The 16054-nt window shown below is 55.4% G+C and carries 16 protein-coding genes and 2 tRNA genes; 12 read left to right on the top strand and 6 right to left on the bottom strand.

What is annotated here, in order from left to right; genetic code table 11:
- Window positions 1-4 precede the first annotated feature (4 nt).
- The 3 genes from BJ885_RS05260 (at window position 5) to rnt (ending at window position 2356) form a co-directional block, all read left to right on the top strand.
- Window positions 5-1102: an alkene reductase gene (locus tag BJ885_RS05260; RefSeq protein WP_023311356.1), complete on the top strand. Its 1098-nt coding sequence runs from the start codon at window positions 5-7 to the stop codon at window positions 1100-1102.
- 100 nt (window positions 1103-1202) lie between these two features.
- Window positions 1203-1610 (top strand): lactoylglutathione lyase, encoded by a 408-nt coding sequence (gene gloA, locus BJ885_RS05255; protein WP_013096923.1) that lies wholly within the window; start codon window positions 1203-1205, stop codon window positions 1608-1610.
- Between the two features lie 95 nt (window positions 1611-1705).
- Window positions 1706-2356, top strand: a complete 651-nt coding sequence (gene rnt, locus BJ885_RS05250; protein WP_121931333.1) for a ribonuclease T — start codon at window positions 1706-1708, stop codon at window positions 2354-2356.
- A gap of 44 nt (window positions 2357-2400) precedes the next feature.
- Here the strand turns inward: rnt and grxD are convergent, their stop codons facing one another.
- On the bottom strand, window positions 2401-2748 hold the full coding sequence (gene grxD / locus BJ885_RS05245; RefSeq protein ID WP_003832760.1) for a monothiol glutaredoxin 4: 348 nt from the start codon (window positions 2746-2748) through the stop codon (window positions 2401-2403).
- Window positions 2749-3086: 338 nt separating this feature from the next.
- Here grxD and BJ885_RS05240 point away from each other — a divergent pair, with 338 nt between their 5' ends.
- Together BJ885_RS05240 and sodB are read left to right on the top strand one after the other, a co-directional pair.
- A complete protein-coding gene (locus BJ885_RS05240; protein ID WP_029739796.1) occupies window positions 3087-3860 on the top strand; it encodes a C40 family peptidase in 774 nt (257 codons plus the stop codon).
- 122 nt (window positions 3861-3982) lie between these two features.
- Window positions 3983-4564: a superoxide dismutase [Fe] gene (gene sodB, locus BJ885_RS05235; RefSeq protein WP_121931332.1), complete on the top strand. Its 582-nt coding sequence runs from the start codon at window positions 3983-3985 to the stop codon at window positions 4562-4564.
- A 38-nt stretch (window positions 4565-4602) separates the two neighbouring features.
- On the opposite strand, the gene BJ885_RS05230 is transcribed toward sodB, so the two are convergent.
- Both BJ885_RS05230 and BJ885_RS05225 read right to left on the bottom strand, forming a co-directional pair.
- Window positions 4603-5769: an MFS transporter gene (locus BJ885_RS05230; RefSeq protein ID WP_121931331.1), complete on the bottom strand. Its 1167-nt coding sequence runs from the start codon at window positions 5767-5769 to the stop codon at window positions 4603-4605.
- 163 nt (window positions 5770-5932) lie between these two features.
- A complete protein-coding gene (locus BJ885_RS05225; protein WP_008500596.1) occupies window positions 5933-6022 on the bottom strand; it encodes a YnhF family membrane protein in 90 nt (29 codons plus the stop codon).
- Between the two features lie 297 nt (window positions 6023-6319).
- On the opposite strand from BJ885_RS05225, the gene purR reads away from it, so the two are divergent.
- Entirely contained in the window at window positions 6320-7345 is a 1026-nt protein-coding gene (gene purR / locus BJ885_RS05220; RefSeq protein WP_023335431.1) for an HTH-type transcriptional repressor PurR, read from the top strand.
- Between the two features lie 17 nt (window positions 7346-7362).
- On the opposite strand, the gene punR is transcribed toward purR, so the two are convergent.
- The gene (gene punR, locus BJ885_RS05215; RefSeq protein ID WP_064672347.1) at window positions 7363-8274 is read right to left on the bottom strand and encodes a DNA-binding transcriptional activator PunR; all 912 of its coding nucleotides are present in this window, start codon (window positions 8272-8274) and stop codon (window positions 7363-7365) included.
- Window positions 8275-8388: 114 nt separating this feature from the next.
- Between punR and punC the strand changes: the two genes are divergently transcribed.
- Window positions 8389-9588: a purine nucleoside transporter PunC gene (punC, locus tag BJ885_RS05210; protein WP_063142954.1), complete on the top strand. Its 1200-nt coding sequence runs from the start codon at window positions 8389-8391 to the stop codon at window positions 9586-9588.
- A 298-nt stretch (window positions 9589-9886) separates the two neighbouring features.
- Window positions 9887-11035 (top strand): cyclopropane fatty acyl phospholipid synthase, encoded by a 1149-nt coding sequence (gene cfa / locus BJ885_RS05205; protein ID WP_032638263.1) that lies wholly within the window; start codon window positions 9887-9889, stop codon window positions 11033-11035.
- 30 nt (window positions 11036-11065) lie between these two features.
- On the opposite strand, the gene BJ885_RS05200 is transcribed toward cfa, so the two are convergent.
- Window positions 11066-11710 (bottom strand): riboflavin synthase, encoded by a 645-nt coding sequence (locus BJ885_RS05200; protein WP_033145316.1) that lies wholly within the window; start codon window positions 11708-11710, stop codon window positions 11066-11068.
- A 225-nt stretch (window positions 11711-11935) separates the two neighbouring features.
- Between BJ885_RS05200 and mdtK the strand changes: the two genes are divergently transcribed.
- The 4 genes from mdtK (at window position 11936) to BJ885_RS05180 (ending at window position 15334) form a co-directional block, all read left to right on the top strand.
- Complete coding sequence (gene mdtK, locus BJ885_RS05195) at window positions 11936-13309, top strand: MdtK family multidrug efflux MATE transporter (protein ID WP_121931330.1); 1374 nt, start codon at window positions 11936-11938, stop codon at window positions 13307-13309.
- A gap of 153 nt (window positions 13310-13462) precedes the next feature.
- A tRNA-Val gene (locus BJ885_RS05190) sits at window positions 13463-13539 on the top strand.
- Between the two features lie 4 nt (window positions 13540-13543).
- Window positions 13544-13620 (top strand) — tRNA-Val (locus BJ885_RS05185).
- 118 nt (window positions 13621-13738) lie between these two features.
- The gene (locus BJ885_RS05180) at window positions 13739-15334 is read left to right on the top strand and encodes an FAD-NAD(P)-binding protein (protein ID WP_121931329.1); all 1596 of its coding nucleotides are present in this window, start codon (window positions 13739-13741) and stop codon (window positions 15332-15334) included.
- Between the two features lie 28 nt (window positions 15335-15362).
- On the opposite strand, the gene BJ885_RS05175 is transcribed toward BJ885_RS05180, so the two are convergent.
- Window positions 15363-15998: a carbonic anhydrase gene (locus BJ885_RS05175; RefSeq protein WP_023335425.1), complete on the bottom strand. Its 636-nt coding sequence runs from the start codon at window positions 15996-15998 to the stop codon at window positions 15363-15365.
- Window positions 15999-16054 lie beyond the last annotated feature (56 nt).

Genomic DNA, 16054 nt, shown 5'->3' with positions numbered 1-16054 from the left:
CTTTATGTCAGCTGAAAAATTATTTACCCCACTGAAAGTGGGTGCCGTCACTGCGCCAAACCGCGTGTTTATGGCTCCGCTTACCCGTCTGCGCAGCATTGAGCCGGGCGACATCCCAACCCCACTGATGGGTGAATACTATCGTCAGCGCGCAAGCTCTGGCCTGATCATCACCGAAGCCACGCAGATTTCCGCTCAGGCTAAGGGTTATGCGGGTGCGCCGGGTCTTCACAGCCCGGAACAGATCGCCGCATGGCAGAAAATCACCGCGGGCGTTCACGCTGAAGAGGGTCGCATTGCGGTCCAGCTGTGGCACACCGGTCGTATCTCTCACAGCAGCATTCAGCCTGGCGGCCAGGCACCGGTCTCCGCTTCAGCTCTGAGCGCAAACACCCGTACTTCCCTGCGTGATGAAAACGGTAATGCGATCCGCGTGGATACCTCTATGCCGCGCGCGCTTGAGCTGGACGAGATCCCGGGTATCGTGAACGACTTCCGCCAGGCCGTGGCCAACGCCCGTGAAGCCGGTTTTGACCTGATTGAGCTGCACTCTGCGCATGGCTACCTGCTGCACCAGTTCCTGTCACCGTCGTCTAACCACCGCACCGACCAGTACGGCGGCAGCGTCGAAAACCGCGCTCGCCTGGTGCTGGAAGTGGTTGATGCCGTATGCCAGGAGTGGAGCCCGGATCGTATCGGGATCCGCGTCTCCCCAATCGGTTCTTTCCAGAACGTCGACAATGGTCCAAACGAAGAAGCCGATGCTCTTTATCTGATCGAAGAACTGGCAAAACGTGGCATCGCCTATCTGCACATGTCCGAGCCGGACTGGGCTGGCGGTAAGCCTTACACGGACGCTTTCCGTCAGAAAGTGCGCGAGCGTTTCCACGGGGTGATCATCGGTGCGGGGGCTTATACCCCGGAGAAAGCCGAAGACCTGATCGGCAAAGGGCTAATCGATGCCGTCGCGTTTGGCCGCGACTACATCGCCAACCCGGATCTGGTTGCCCGTCTGCAGAAAAAAGCGGCCCTGAACCCGCAGCGCCCGGAAAGCTTCTACGGCGGCGGCGCGGAAGGCTACACCGACTACCCTTCTCTGTAATCTCGCCGTTGTTCATTGATAGCGGCGATACTTCGCCGCTATACTAAAACATCGTTTCTGTTCAAAAAGACAGTCTATTCCATTGGTTAATGAGGAAATTATGCGCCTACTTCACACCATGCTGCGCGTTGGCGACCTGCAACGTTCCATTGATTTCTACACTAACGTCCTGGGCATGAAGCTGCTGCGCACCAGCGAAAACCCGGAATATAAATACTCGCTGGCGTTTGTGGGTTACGGCCCGGAAACGGATGAAGCGGTGATCGAGCTGACCTACAACTGGGGCGTAGACAGCTATGAGCTGGGCACCGCCTACGGCCACATCGCGCTGGAAGTGGACAACGCGGCCGAAGCGTGTGAGCGCATTCGCAGCAACGGCGGTAACGTGACGCGCGAAGCGGGCCCGGTAAAAGGCGGCACCACCGTGATTGCGTTCGTGGAAGATCCGGACGGTTACAAAATCGAGCTGATTGAAGCCAAAGACGCGGGTCGCGGTCTGGGCAACTGATCCCTCAGGGCGCAACATGCGCCCGTAGTTTTACTGCATCACCCTGCAAAATTTGCCATAATGCGCTCTGTTTTTTCCCCTTGTAAGAGACCCTGATGTCCGATAACGCTCAATTTAGCGGTCTGTGCGACCGTTTTCGTGGTTTTTATCCCGTTGTCATTGATGTAGAAACAGCCGGATTTAACGCTAAAACCGATGCGCTGCTCGAAATTGCCGCCATCACGCTGAAGATGGATGAACAGGGCTGGCTTACACCGGACACCACGCTGCATTTCCACGTTGAACCTTTCGAAGGAGCAAACTTACAGCCGGAAGCGCTGGCGTTTAACGGTATCGATCCGCATAACCCGCTGCGTGGCGCAGTCAGTGAATATGATGCGCTGCACGCCATTTTCAAAATGGTGCGTAAAGGCATGAAAGAGAGTAACTGCAGCCGCGCCATCATGGTGGCCCATAACGCCACCTTCGATCACAGCTTTACCATGGCCGCCGCGGAGCGCGCCGCGCTCAAACGCAACCCCTTCCATCCTTTTGTGACCTTCGACACCGCCGCGCTGAGCGGCCTGGCTCTGGGACAAACGGTGTTATCTAAAGCCTGCATCACGGCGGGTATACTTTTTGACGGTACGCAGGCGCATTCCGCTTTATACGACACGGAGCGCACCGCAGAGCTGTTCTGTGAGATCGTCAACCGCTGGAAGCGTCTGGGCGGCTGGCCGCTGTCGATGGGCGACAGCGAAGAATAAAAAAAAGCGACCTTATCAGGTCGCTTTTTTATTTGCGCAGAAAATTACTCTGCGTCCGGCTCTTCGGTTTTGTACTTCGCCGCCGTCTCTTTGATCAGCTGCTGCAGTTCGCCGCGCTGATACATTTCAATCAGGATATCGCAGCCGCCAACCAGCTCACCGTCAACCCACAGCTGTGGGAAAGTCGGCCAGTTAGCGTACTTAGGCAGCTCAGCGCGGATGTCCGGGTTCTGCAGGATATCAACGTAAGCAAAACGCTCACCACAGGCTGACAGCGCCTGAACCGCTTGTGCGGAGAAGCCGCAGCTTGGCAGCTTCGGAGAACCTTTCATATACAGCAGAATCGGGTTTTCAGCGATCTGGCGCTGGATTTTTTCAATAGTGGTGCTCATGTCTTGCTTCCTTTAACTTCTGTTACGGCATTCGTCTGACATTGTAGCGGTTCAGACTGGCATCGGAAAATAACATTTTTGTCACGTTTATACATTCTACCCCGAGTCACGAAAAGTTGCATTGCAAATGGTGTTTACCCCTGCGGCAGTCAGGGTTTTGCTAAAGGAGTGGGCAAATGTGCGACAGAACGATGAATTTTTTTGCACTTGCTAACGAAACAGGATTGTAGATTGAAAAATGCTATTAACTTTCTGGGTTTTTATAGATTAGAATCGACGGGCTTTGTAAATCACACGCGGGTATTATTGATGACCTGCATTTATCAGGGGACTGCCCAGTGGCGCGGATAAATAAAATCTCGATCACGCTCTGTGCTTTACTGTTTACTTCACTCACTTTCACGCCAGTGGCAAACGCCTCTCAGCAGGCGCGGCATTCTGCTGTACAAAAAAACCATCTGGTGAAAGCCACAGAACGTAAGAAAAAAACCACCGCTAAGAACGACAAGAAAAAAACACCGGCTCAGACGAAACAGACCGCTTCCAGCAAGACGAAAACAAAACCTTCCCGCACTGCACACTCCTCCAAAAGTAAAGCTTCGCAAACCGCCGCTAACCTCGTTACTGAAAAATGCATAACGCGTAAAGGCCACAAGGCGAAATGCACGAAGGTCACGAAAATAGCGGAAGTGCATAAAGTGCGTGTACAGAAAGCGCAAAAAACCGCGATGAACAAACTGATGGGGCAGATTGGCAAACCTTATCACTGGGGTGGCAGCTCGCCGCGTACCGGTTTTGACTGCAGCGGCCTCGTCTATTACGCCTATAAAGATCTGGTCAAATTCCGCATTCCTCGTACCGCCAATGAGATGTACCACCTGCGCGATGCCTCACCGGTTGACCGCGGTGAGCTGGAAAACGGCGATCTGGTGTTCTTCCGCACTCAGGGTCGCGGCACGGCTGACCACGTCGGCGTGTATGTCGGCAATGGGAAATTCATCCAGTCACCGCGTAGCGGCCAGGATATTCAGATCACCTCTCTCAGTGAAGACTACTGGGTACGCCACTACGTCGGCGCGCGTCGCGTGATGACACCGAAAACCATTCGCTAACCCCTGCCCTGCCACATCCGTGGCAGGGTAAGTTCCTCTTTTGCATACCCTTTCAATTTGCTATCCTGTCCATGTTGTCTGTGTGGTTATTGGCAACGCAAAATACAATAAGGAGAGAAGCAATGTCGTTCGAATTACCTGCACTACCGTATGCAAAAGACGCCCTGGCGCCGCACATTTCTGCGGAAACCCTGGAATATCATTACGGCAAGCATCACCAGACGTACGTCACCAACCTGAACAATCTGATCAAGGGCACCGATTTTGAAGGCAAAACGCTGGAAGAGATCGTCCGCAGCTCAGAGGGTGGCGTATTTAACAACGCGGCTCAGGTGTGGAACCACACCTTCTACTGGCACTGCCTGGCGCCGAATGCCGGCGGTGAACCTGTCGGTGAACTGGCTACCGCTATCAACACCTCATTTGGCAGCTTCGCGGATTTTAAAGCGAAATTTACCGATGCAGCCATCAAGAACTTCGGTTCTGGCTGGACGTGGCTGGTTAAAGAGGCGGATGGCAAACTGGCTATCGTGTCCACTTCAAACGCGGGTACCCCGCTGACCACCAGCGCGAAGCCGCTGATGACCGTGGACGTGTGGGAACACGCTTACTATATTGACTACCGCAACGCGCGTCCAAACTACCTGGAGCACTTCTGGGCACTGGTTAACTGGGACTTTGTCGCGAAGAACTTCGCCGCGTAAGAGACACGCAGAAGGGTTCGCCCTTCTGCGTTTTTGGTTTATTCCGCAGCGCAGGCTGCTTCAGGCTGTTTACGACCTGACATCACCACCAGCAGCAGGCCGAGCGCGGCAATAATCGCCCCCATCACCGGCACAAAGCTGTACCCCAGTCCCCCTGAAATCACGGCCCCACCGGCCGCCGCACCGAGCGCGTTGCCTAGGTTGAAGGCACCGATGTTGACCGAAGATGAGAGGCCCGGCGCTTCATGCGCGACACGCATTACGCGCATCTGCAGCGGCGGCACCACGGCGAAAGTGGCGGCTCCCCAGACGACCATCGCAATCGCGGCCCCGAACTCATTACGCGCCAGCCATGGAATGGCAACCATGATGACAATCAGCAGGGTTAAGAAGCCCTTCAGCGTCCCGCTCACGGAACGGTCGGCAAATTTCCCGCCGAGATAGTTGCCGATCGAGAAGCCCACGCCAATCAGCACCAGCATCGCGGTCACAAAGAGAGACGTTGCGTGCGTGATGTCATGCAATACCGGTGAAATATAGGTGTAGAGGGTAAACATCGCCCCTGCCCCCAGCACGGTGGTGAGCAGCGCGGAGAGCACCTGCGGGCGCATTAGCACCGCCAGTTCTCTGCGCACGTCAGGGCGTTCCCCCGCGCTGCCTTTCGGCAAGGAGAAGAACAGCGCCACCATTGCAACCACCCCAAGCCCGGCAGTCGCCAGGAAGGACATACGCCAGCCGATCGCTTCCCCCAGCCAGGTTGCCGCAGGCACCCCGCCGATATTGGCAATTGTTAGCCCCATGAACATGGTTGCCACGGCGCTCGCCTGCTTATGTTTTGGCACCACGCTGGCAGCCACGACCGACCCCAGCCCAAAGAACGCGCCGTGGTTAAGGCTGGTCAGAATGCGTGACAGCATCAATGTGGTGTAGTCCGGCGAAATGGCCGAAAGCACGTTGCCCAGGGTGAAAATCGCCATCAGGAAAATCAGCGCATTGCGGCGCGCGCGGTGCGAAAGCAGAAGCGTCATCAACGGCGCCCCGACCATCACGCCGATAGCGTAGGCGCTGATTAACATGCCTGCGGCAGGGATCGAGACGTCTACGCCCCGGGCAATAACAGGCAGTAACCCCATCGGGGAGAATTCAGTGGTGCCAATCCCAAAAGCGCCAATCGCCAGGGCCAGCAGGGGAAAATTGATTTTCATGCGTCAACTCCGGATGCCGTGTCATGTGGTGACACAGAACAAAGAAGCGGAAAGCATGACATCAATCACAAAAAATGAGAAGTTAACAAAATGGCAAAAGATTTTTGCCAGAGAAGTAACAATCCGGGGAGTCGGGAGGGAGAAGGCTCTCCCTCCGCGTAAATCAGTGCAGCGCAGCCGTCAGACCGGCCGCGACAATCAGAGCCAGCACAACAACGGTGGTGAACAGCGAAAACTTAAGATCGGAACTCATCAATTTTTCTCCTTTTAATCCCCACACGAAAAGTGAGCTTGCTCATTTTTGCACAGATTACGTCAAAAATCTTCCTGGATTTATACTGATAACCACTTTACCTCTTCCCCTTTTCATCAAGATAGGACAAAATTCCACGCTAAATTTATTAGCGTACCGGCCATTGACCCCCTCCTGACGTCCCGTGTCGTTTTCCCGGCGTGCCGCAATTCAACATTGCGAGATAAGGGTGAGAGAAGGCAAACGTTTACCTTCAGGTTTTTCAGGAGCTTAGGATATGGTCTGGAGTGACATTTAATGGCAACAATTAAAGACGTAGCAAAACGCGCAAACGTTTCCACTACAACCGTATCACATGTAATTAACAAAACCCGCTTTGTGGCGGAAGAGACGCGCAACGCCGTCTGGGCAGCGATCAAAGAGCTGCACTATTCGCCAAGTGCGGTTGCGCGTAGCCTCAAGGTTAATCACACCAAGTCCATTGGATTGCTGGCGACCAGCAGTGAAGCGGCCTATTTTGCCGAGATCATTGAAGCGGTCGAAAAGAACTGCTTCCAGAAAGGCTATACCCTGATTCTGGGCAACGCGTGGAATAGCATTGAAAAACAGCGTGCCTACCTGTCGATGATGGCGCAAAAGCGCGTTGATGGCCTGCTGGTGATGTGTTCCGAGTATCCGGAGTCCGTGCTGTCGATGCTGGAAGAGTATCGCCATATTCCGATGGTGGTAATGGACTGGGGCGAAGCGCGCGCGGATTTCACCGATTCCGTTATCGATAACGCCTTTGAAGGCGGCTATATGGCCGGTCGCTATCTGATCGAACGCGGTCACCGCGAGATTGGCGTGATCCCCGGTCCGCTGGAGCGCAACACCGGCGCGGGCCGTCTGGCCGGTTTTATGAAAGCGATGGAAGAAGCGCTGATCAACGTGCCGGAAAACTGGATTGTGCAGGGCGACTTTGAGCCGGAATCGGGCTACCGCGCGATGCAGCAGATCGTCTCCCAGCCGCACCGTCCGACCGCCGTGTTCTGCGGAGGCGACATCATGGCCATGGGCGCGCTCTGCGCTGCCGACGAGCTGGGCCTGCGCGTACCGCAGGATATTTCCGTGATCGGCTATGACAACGTGCGTAACGCGCGCTTCTTCACCCCGGCGCTGACCACCATTCACCAGCCGAAAGACTCGCTGGGCGAAACGGCTTTCAACATGCTGATGGACAGAATCGTCAACAAGCGTGAAGAGTCGCAGTCCATTGAAGTTCACCCGCGTCTTATCGAACGCCGTTCCGTAGCGGATGGTCCGTTTCGCGACTACCGTCGTTAATCGCTTTACGGGGCCAGCTATGCTGGCTCCCGTAACCATTCCCGGTTCAGCGTTTCGCTGTCTCCCAGATAATCCAGCAGCCAGGCCATCGCAGGCGAGACGTCATTTTGCTGCCAGGTGAGGCAGCAGGCCGCATCCGGGAACGGATTCTCCAGCGTCAGCTCAACCCACTCTCCGGTATCGATGCGCGGACGCGCGAAATGAACGGGCACCATCGCGACGCACAGCCCGGCGCTGAGGCACGTCGCCGACGATTCCCAGTCAGGGGCTACCACCCGCCGCTGGTTGTCCAGAAGCCAGGTGATACGCTTGGGCAACGAACGGGACGTATCCTCCAGCACCAGCGACGGCCAGTTGCGCAGCGTGTCATCGCTGAGCGGCCCTTCCATCGACGCCAGCGGATGATCGCTTGCCACCACGCACTTCCAGCTCAGCATCCCCATATCGCGAAAGGCGTAACGTCCCCCAACCGGGATCGCCTGCGTGGCCCCAATCGCCATCTCTGCCCTGCCGTCCGCCAGCGCATCCCAGACGCCGTTGAACACCTCCTGCGAGACCCGCAGCTCGACGTCAGAAAAATGACGGTAGAAATCGACGATCATCTGCCGGGTGCGTTCCGGCTTAACGATATTATCCACGGCGATGGAAAGATGTCCCCGCCAGCCGTTAGCGATCTGCTGACACTGTTCGCGGGTGATCTGCATTTTTTTGATAACAGAACGCCCTTCCTTCAAAAACCACGCGCCTGCGGGCGTTAATTCCACATCACGATGCCGCCGTTCAAACAGCGGAACCGCCAGCCACTCCTCAAGCTGACGCACCGTGTAGCTGATTGCCGAAGGGACGCGGTGCAGCTCCTGCGCCGCACCGCTGAAGCTACCGTTACGCGCAACAGCATCGACTACTTCAAGAGAATAATCTGACCACATTTTCTGCCTGCAAAATTTTTGAATGCACCAGCCAAATATTAGCGTTTCACAAGCGGCTTTGCACTCCCTACACTCAGCGCCAATGTATACCTGCCTCCTCAGGAGAATAAAATAATGCAACCCAGGAACGGTTTTTTAGTCTGGCTCGGCGGCTTGAGCGTGCTGGGCTTTTTGGCCACCGATATGTACCTGCCGGCGTTTGCCGCCATGCAGGAAGATTTACAAACGCCTGCCGCCGCCATCAGCGCCAGCCTGAGTTTATTCCTCGCCGGCTTTGCCTTCGCTCAGCTGCTCTGGGGACCGCTCTCGGATCGCTTTGGTCGTAAACCGGTACTGTTGCTGGGCCTGGCCATTTTTGCGGTGGGCTGCCTGGGAATGTTATGGGTACGCGATGCCACCTGGCTGCTGGTGCTGCGTTTTATTCAGGCCGTGGGCGTCTGTGCCGCGGCAGTGACATGGCAGGCGCTGGTCACCGACTATTACCCGGCTAACCGCACAAACCGTATTTTCGCCACCATTATGCCGCTGGTGGGTCTCTCACCGGCCCTCGCTCCCCTGCTGGGCAGCTGGATCCTCGCGCATTTCGACTGGCAGGCCATTTTCGCCACGCTGTTTGCAATTACCCTGGTACTGATGCTGCCGGCGTTCGCCCTCAAGCCCGCGCATAAAAAAGAAGCGCATGCAGACGCGAAGCCGATTACCTTCACGTCTCTGCTCAGCACCAAAGCGTATCGCGGGAATGTCCTGATCTATGCCGCCTGCTCGGCAAGCTTCTTCGCGTGGCTCACCGGCTCGCCGTTCATTCTGCACGATATGGGTTACAGCCCGGCAGCCATCGGCCTGAGCTATGTTCCGCAGACCATCGCGTTCCTGGTAGGCGGGTACGGCTGTCGCGCGGCGCTGCAAAAGTGGGAAGGTCAGCAGATGCTGCCGTGGCTGCTGGTGCTGTATGCGCTGAGCGTCATCGGGACCTGGGCCGTTGGCTTTATTCCGGGTGCCGGTCTGGCCGAAATTTTGATCCCATTCTGCGTGATGGCCGTCGCGAACGGGGCGATTTACCCGATTGTCGTAGCCCAGGCGCTGCGTCCCTTCCCGCAGGCGACGGGCCGCGCCGCCGCGCTGCAGAACACCCTGCAGCTGGGGCTGTGCTTCCTGGCAAGCCTGGTGGTATCGGCGCTGATTGCCACGCCGCTCCTGACCACCACCAGCGTAATGCTGGTCACCGTTGCGCTGGCGGTGATGGGCTATCGCATGCAGGCAGCCGCGCAGCGTGAGCAGGACAACCGCACTCAGGTTGAAACGTCGCATGCATAATCGCGCCGGAAATCATGTTAATTTTCAGTGATTAGGTTGCTAAGAATTTTCTATTGAATCACCAAATTTTGAGGCCTATACTAAATTTGGTTCGATTAAATACGATAAATATTAAGTGTTAACGGGAGCCGGAGCGCTCCCGTTTTACCATGGAAGGCATTTCGGCAAGGGTTATCTCCCTTCCTCTGTTCTACGTCGGATACTAGCCTCGCGGTATTTACCGTGAGATTTCTCACAAACCAAAAAAAGCGTCTACGCTGTTTTAAGGTTCTGATCACAGTAGGGTGATGGAGAAGCTATGAGTTCATCGTGTATAGAAGAAGTCAGCGTTCCGGACGACAACTGGTCCCGGATCGTCAGTGAACTGTTAGGTCGAGCAGGCATCACTATCAATGGATCATCGCCATCCGATCCTCAGGTTAAACATCCCGACTTTTTTAAACGCGTGCTGCGAGAGGGATCGTTAGGCCTGGGAGAAAGCTATATGGACGGCTGGTGGGAGTGCGAACGTCTGGACACCTTTTTCGCCAGCGTGCTGCGTGCCGGTCTTGAAAATCAACTCCCTCGCAATCTGAAAGACACCCTGCGCGTCGCCTCTGCCCGACTATTCAATCTGCAAAGTAAAAAGCGCGCGTGGATCGTAGGCAAAGAACACTACGATCTTGGCAACGACCTGTTCAGCCGTATGCTGGACCCTTTCATGCAATACTCCTGCGCCTACTGGAAAGACGCGTCGACGCTTGAAGAGGCCCAGCAGGCCAAGCTGCGTCTGATTAGCGAGAAGCTACAGCTCCAGCCCGGTATGCGCGTGCTGGATATCGGCTGCGGCTGGGGCGGGCTGGCGTATTTTATGGCGAAGCACTATGGCGTCAGCGTCGTCGGCGTCACGATTTCAGCGGAACAGCAAAAAATGGCGCGGGAACGCTGCCAGGGCCTCGATGTGGATATCCGGCTGCAGGATTACCGTGACCTGAACGAACAATTTGACCGGATCGTTTCCGTCGGCATGTTCGAGCACGTCGGGCCGAAAAACTACGCTACCTATTTTGAGGTGGTGGATCGGAATCTGAAACCGGACGGCATCTTCCTGCTGCACACCATCGGCTCTAAGCGGACCGACAATAACGTCGACCCGTGGATCAACAAATACATCTTTCCGAATGGCTGTTTGCCTTCCGTCCGCCAGATTGCCAACGCCAGTGAACCCCATTTCGTGATGGAAGACTGGCATAACTTTGGCGCGGATTACGACACCACGTTGATGGCATGGCATGCGCGTTTTCAGGAGACCTGGCCCGAGATTGCGGACAACTATTCTGAACGATTCAGGCGGATGTTTAGCTATTATCTGAATGCCTGCGCGGGGGCGTTTCGCGCACGGGATATTCAGCTCTGGCAGGTAGTATTCAGCCGTGGGATTGAACACGGATTACGTGTCGCACGCTAAAAAATAACCCCGGATAGCCGGGGTTATTTTTTATTCTTCTTCTGTGGCGGTCTTTATTATTGCCGCTTCTTTTGCTGCCAGCACGCGCTCAACCGTATCCACCACCGCCTGGGTTTGCGGATCGATTTCGATATTCACGCGGTGCCCCAGTTTTTTGGCGCCCAGCGTGGTGCGCTGCAGCGTTTCAGGAATTAAATGCACGCAAAAACGCGTTGGCGTTACTTCACCCACCGTCAGGCTAATCCCATCAATGCCAATAAATCCTTTATAGAGGATGTATTTCATTAATGAAGGATCCTGCATTTTAAACCAGATTTGACGGTTATTTTCCGAGGTCACGATTTTTGCCACTTCAGCGGTGGTCATGATGTGGCCGGACATCAGGTGCCCGCCAATCTCATCGCTGAACTTTGCCGCCCGCTCAACGTTGACGGTATCTCCCACCGCCAGCTCGCCCAGGTTGGTGATGCGCAGCGTCTCTTTCATTAAATCAAAGCTAATCTGGTTGCCGTTAATTTCGGTAACGGTCAGGCAGCAGCCGTTGTGAGCAATCGACGCGCCGGTTTCAATACCCTCAAGCATATATTCCGGCAGCTCAACAACATGAGTACGGAAATTAGGTTTTTCATCAATGGACACCACTTTGGCGGTGCCCTGCACAATACCAGTAAACATGCTTACAACTCCTGTTTTTTCCGGACGGTGGTGACACCGTTTAATCCCACCACAATAACAGTTGGAAAAAGAGGTTGCCAGCGGAGCGCATTTTCTGGCGATTTTTTCACTAGATAAATAGCTAAAGCCCGCTACAATAGCTGGCACCCCCCTGCATTTTCTTCTTGCTGCCCGTTTCGGCGGCTTTTTTAGTCTCTCAAATAACAACAAAATAAAGGTGTTCACGTGCAGAAGTACATGAATGAAGCGCGCCAGCTATTGGCACTGGCTATACCAGTGATCGTCGCGCAAGTGGCCCAGACCGCAATGGGATTTGTGGATACGGTAATGGCAGGTGGCTACAGTGCCACCGATATGGCGGCCGTTGCTATCGGCACGTCAATCTGGCTTCCGGCCATCCTGTTCGGCCACGGTCTGCTGCTCGCGCTCACGCCGGTTATCGCTCAGCTCAATGGCTCGGGTCGTCGCGAGCGCATTGCCCATCAGGTCCGTCAGGGTTTCTGGCTGGCAGGGTTTGTCTCCGTGCTGATCATGGTCGTGCTCTGGAACGCGGGCCACATCATTCGCGCTATGCATAACATTGACCCCGCACTGGCTGATAAAGCCGTGGGCTATCTGCGCGCTCTGCTCTGGGGTGCGCCCGGCTACCTCTTTTTCCAGGTAGCGCGTAACCAGTGCGAGGGCCTGGCGAAAACCAAGCCCGGGATGGTGATGGGCTTTATCGGCCTGCTGGTCAACATTCCGGTGAACTATGTCTTTATTTACGGTCATTTCGGGATGCCGGAGCTCGGCGGCGTCGGCTGCGGCGTGGCGACGGCAGCCGTTTACTGGGTGATGTTCTTCTCCATGATCGCCTTTGTAAAACGCGCCCGTTCCATGCGCGATATTCGCAACGAGAAAAGATTTAGCACGCCGGACTGGAACATCATGACGCGTCTGGTGCAGCTAGGGTTGCCGATCGCCCTCGCGCTGTTCTTTGAGGTGACCCTTTTTGCCGTAGTCGCCCTGCTGGTCTCCCCGCTGGGCATTGTGAACGTGGCCGGGCACCAGATTGCGCTGAACTTCAGCTCCCTGATGTTCGTCCTGCCGATGTCGCTGGCGGCGGCGGTGACGATCCGCGTCGGCTTCCGCCTGGGCCAGGGCTCAACGCTGGATGCGCAAACGGCCGCCCGGACCGGGCTGGGCGTCGGCGTGTGCATGGCTGTCTGTACGGCGCTCTTTACCGTTGCATTACGCGAGCAAATTGCCCTGCTCTATAACGACAACCCGGAAGTGGTGGCGCTGGCCTCGCACCTGATGCTGCTGGCCGCGATTTACCAGATCTCTGACTCCATTCAGGTGATTGGCAGCGGCGTGCTGCGCGGATATAAAGACACGCGCTCCATCTTCTTTATCACCTTTATCGCCTACTGGGTGCTGGGACTGCCGGCTGGCTATATTCTGGCCCTGACTGACTTAGTGGTTGAGCGCATGGGTCCGGCAGGGTTCTGGATGGGCTTTATCATCGGCCTGACGTCGGCGGCGATTATGATGATGATGCGAATGCGCTTCCTGCAACGCCAGCCATCAACGGTCATTTTGCAGCGCGCGGCACGTTAACGACGCAGTAGCCGCCGCCCGGCGGCTACTTTCTCTTCACTTTGCGCGGTAATGAAGCAATCGCGTGAAATCAGAGAGAAAAATGCATTTTCCCTCTTGCCACCTCGGTGCTGTGCCGCTAATATTCGTCCCCGTTGTCGCCGACAACACGTTGCGTTCATAGCTCAGTTGGTTAGAGCACCACCTTGACATGGTGGGGGTCGTTGGTTCGAGTCCAATTGAACGCACCATTCTGCGTCCGTAGCTCAGTTGGTTAGAGCACCACCTTGACATGGTGGGGGTCGGTGGTTCGAGTCCACTCGGACGCACCATTTCAGTCCTGAAATGGTGCAAATCCTCTTCTGATATCCTGAATTTTCCTAATCCCTTATTTTCATCATTATTCTCCTGCTACGCTTTTCTTATGGAAAAAAAACAGGAAGACCGTCGATGAAGAAAATCGCGATTATCGGCTCCGGCCCCACAGGGATTTATACTTTTTATCATCTCCTTAAAAACAGCAAGCCGCTCTCAGTTTCCATCTTTGAACAATCCGAAGACGCTGGCGTGGGTATGCCCTATAACGACGACGATAATTCCCGGCTGATGCTAGCGAACATTGCGAGCATTGAAATCCCGCCCATTTTTATCACCTACCTCGACTGGCTCAAGGAACAGAGTGACGCCCATCTTGCGCGCTTTAAGGTTGATAAAGCCCGCCTGCATGACCGACAGTTCCTGCCCCGACTCCTGCTGGGCGAGTATTTCCGCGACAGCTTTCTTTCCATCGTAAAAGAGGCAAAAAGGCTGGGATTCCACGTTGATGTCCATGAATCTGCGAAGGTCACTGACATCATTCCCGCAACAACCGGCGTTACGCTTTCCGTCAACGGCAGCGTCTTGCCCTATCAATTCGACCTTGCGGTTATCGCCACCGGCCACGTCTGGCCGGAAGAGGATGAAGCTACGCGCACGTTCTTCCCAAGCCCGTGGTCCGGTCTGATGGACGCCAGTATCCCTCCCTGCCGCGTCGGTATTATGGGGACATCGTTAAGCGGTCTCGACGCGGCCATGGCGGTAGTGATGCAGCACGGTGAATTTCGTGATGATAAATTCGTGCTGGATAAAGGCAGCGACGCGTTGAAGATTGTCCTGATGTCCCGGACGGGCATTCTGCCGGAAGCCGATTTTTACTGCCCTATCCCTTACGAACCGCTGTCGGTATTGACCGAAGGCGCGGCTGAAAGCGAGATTGCCAAAGGATCGGATGGCCTGCTGGATCGCATCTTTACCCTGATGGTCAAAGAGCTTCAGCTCGCTGACCCGACGTGGTGCGAGAAAATATCGCTGCATAAGCAGAACGCGGACAGCATTCGTGAGGCCTGGTTTGAGGATCGTAAACGGCACGGCCCCTTTACCTGGGCGGAAGAAAATCTCAACGAGGTGGAGCGAAACAAACGCGAGCGGCGCACCGTAGCCTGGCGCTATACCGTGCTTCGGCTGCATGAGGTGGTTCAGGAGATTGTTCCCCACCTCAACGAACGGGACAGAGAGCGCTTTAAGCAAGGCCTCGCCCGCGTATTTATCGACAACTATGCGGCCATTCCTCCGCAGTCTATCCGCAGGCTGCTCGCGCTTCGCGAAGCCGGCATCATCAGCGTGGCGACGCTCGGTGACGATTACGCGCTGGACGTTGGCAGCGATCGCACGGTAATCACCACAGAAGAGACCGTTTACCGCTTCGACGTGTTTATTGATGCACGCGGGCAGAAGCCGCTCAAAACGAAGGATCTGCCCTTTCCGACGCTGCGCAAACAGCTGGAAGCCACGGGCGAAGAGATACCGGACGTCGGTGAGGATTACACCTTAAATGCGCCTGACGCCGTTCGCGGTCGCATCGCCTTCGGCGCGATACCGTGGCTGATGCACGATCGACCCTTCGTTCAGGGGCTGGCGGAGTGTGCAGAGATTGCGCAAGCAATGGCGAAAGCGGCGGAAAAACCCGCGTCCGGATCGCGGCGCAGATTACCGTATATTGAGAACTGACAGGGCTTCCATGCCCTGCTGTCGCGGATTACTCGAAGAAGACTTCCGGGTTTTCAGACAGCGAAACGAAGGTTTTCGTCTCTTTATCCAGGGCAAGAATTTTGCCGCTTTCAATGTCGTACACCCAGCCGTGCAGTCGGATGGAGTTATTACGCAGGCCCACCGCGACGGAAGGGTGGGTCTTAATGTTGCTCAGCTGCGCAAACACGTTCTCCTGCACCATCGCATTGACCTTATCGATCGGCTTATCCCAGGTTTTCTTCTCTACCACGGCTTTCGCCGCGTCAGAATAGCGCAGCCAGTGTGACACAGCAGGCATCGGTTCCAGGTTCGCGTTATCGGCAATCGCCTTCATCGCGCCACAGTTGGAGTGACCGCAAATCACGATATCCGTGACGCCCAGCGCCACCACGGCGTATTCGATAGTGGCGGACACGCCGCCAGGCTCCGGCCCGAAAGGCGGCACGATGTTGCCAGCATTACGAATGACAAAGAGTTGTCCTGGCTCTTGCTGGGTGACCAGTTCCGGGACCAGACGGCTGTCGGAGCATGAGATGAACAGCGCTTTGGGATTCTGGCTGGACGCTAAACTGCGGAAGAGTTCTTTACGTTGCGGGAAAATCTCTTTTTGAAAGCTGAGAAAACCTTCAATGATATGTTGCATAGCAATGTCTCTTTTATCTGTTTTAGTTTAGGCATGATCGAGATCACACTCGTAAA

The organism is Enterobacter sp. WP_7_1, assembly GCF_003688535.1.
GTDB classification, from domain to species: domain Bacteria; phylum Pseudomonadota; class Gammaproteobacteria; order Enterobacterales; family Enterobacteriaceae; genus Enterobacter; species Enterobacter asburiae.
This window is presented reverse-complemented; position numbering and strand designations above follow the sequence as displayed.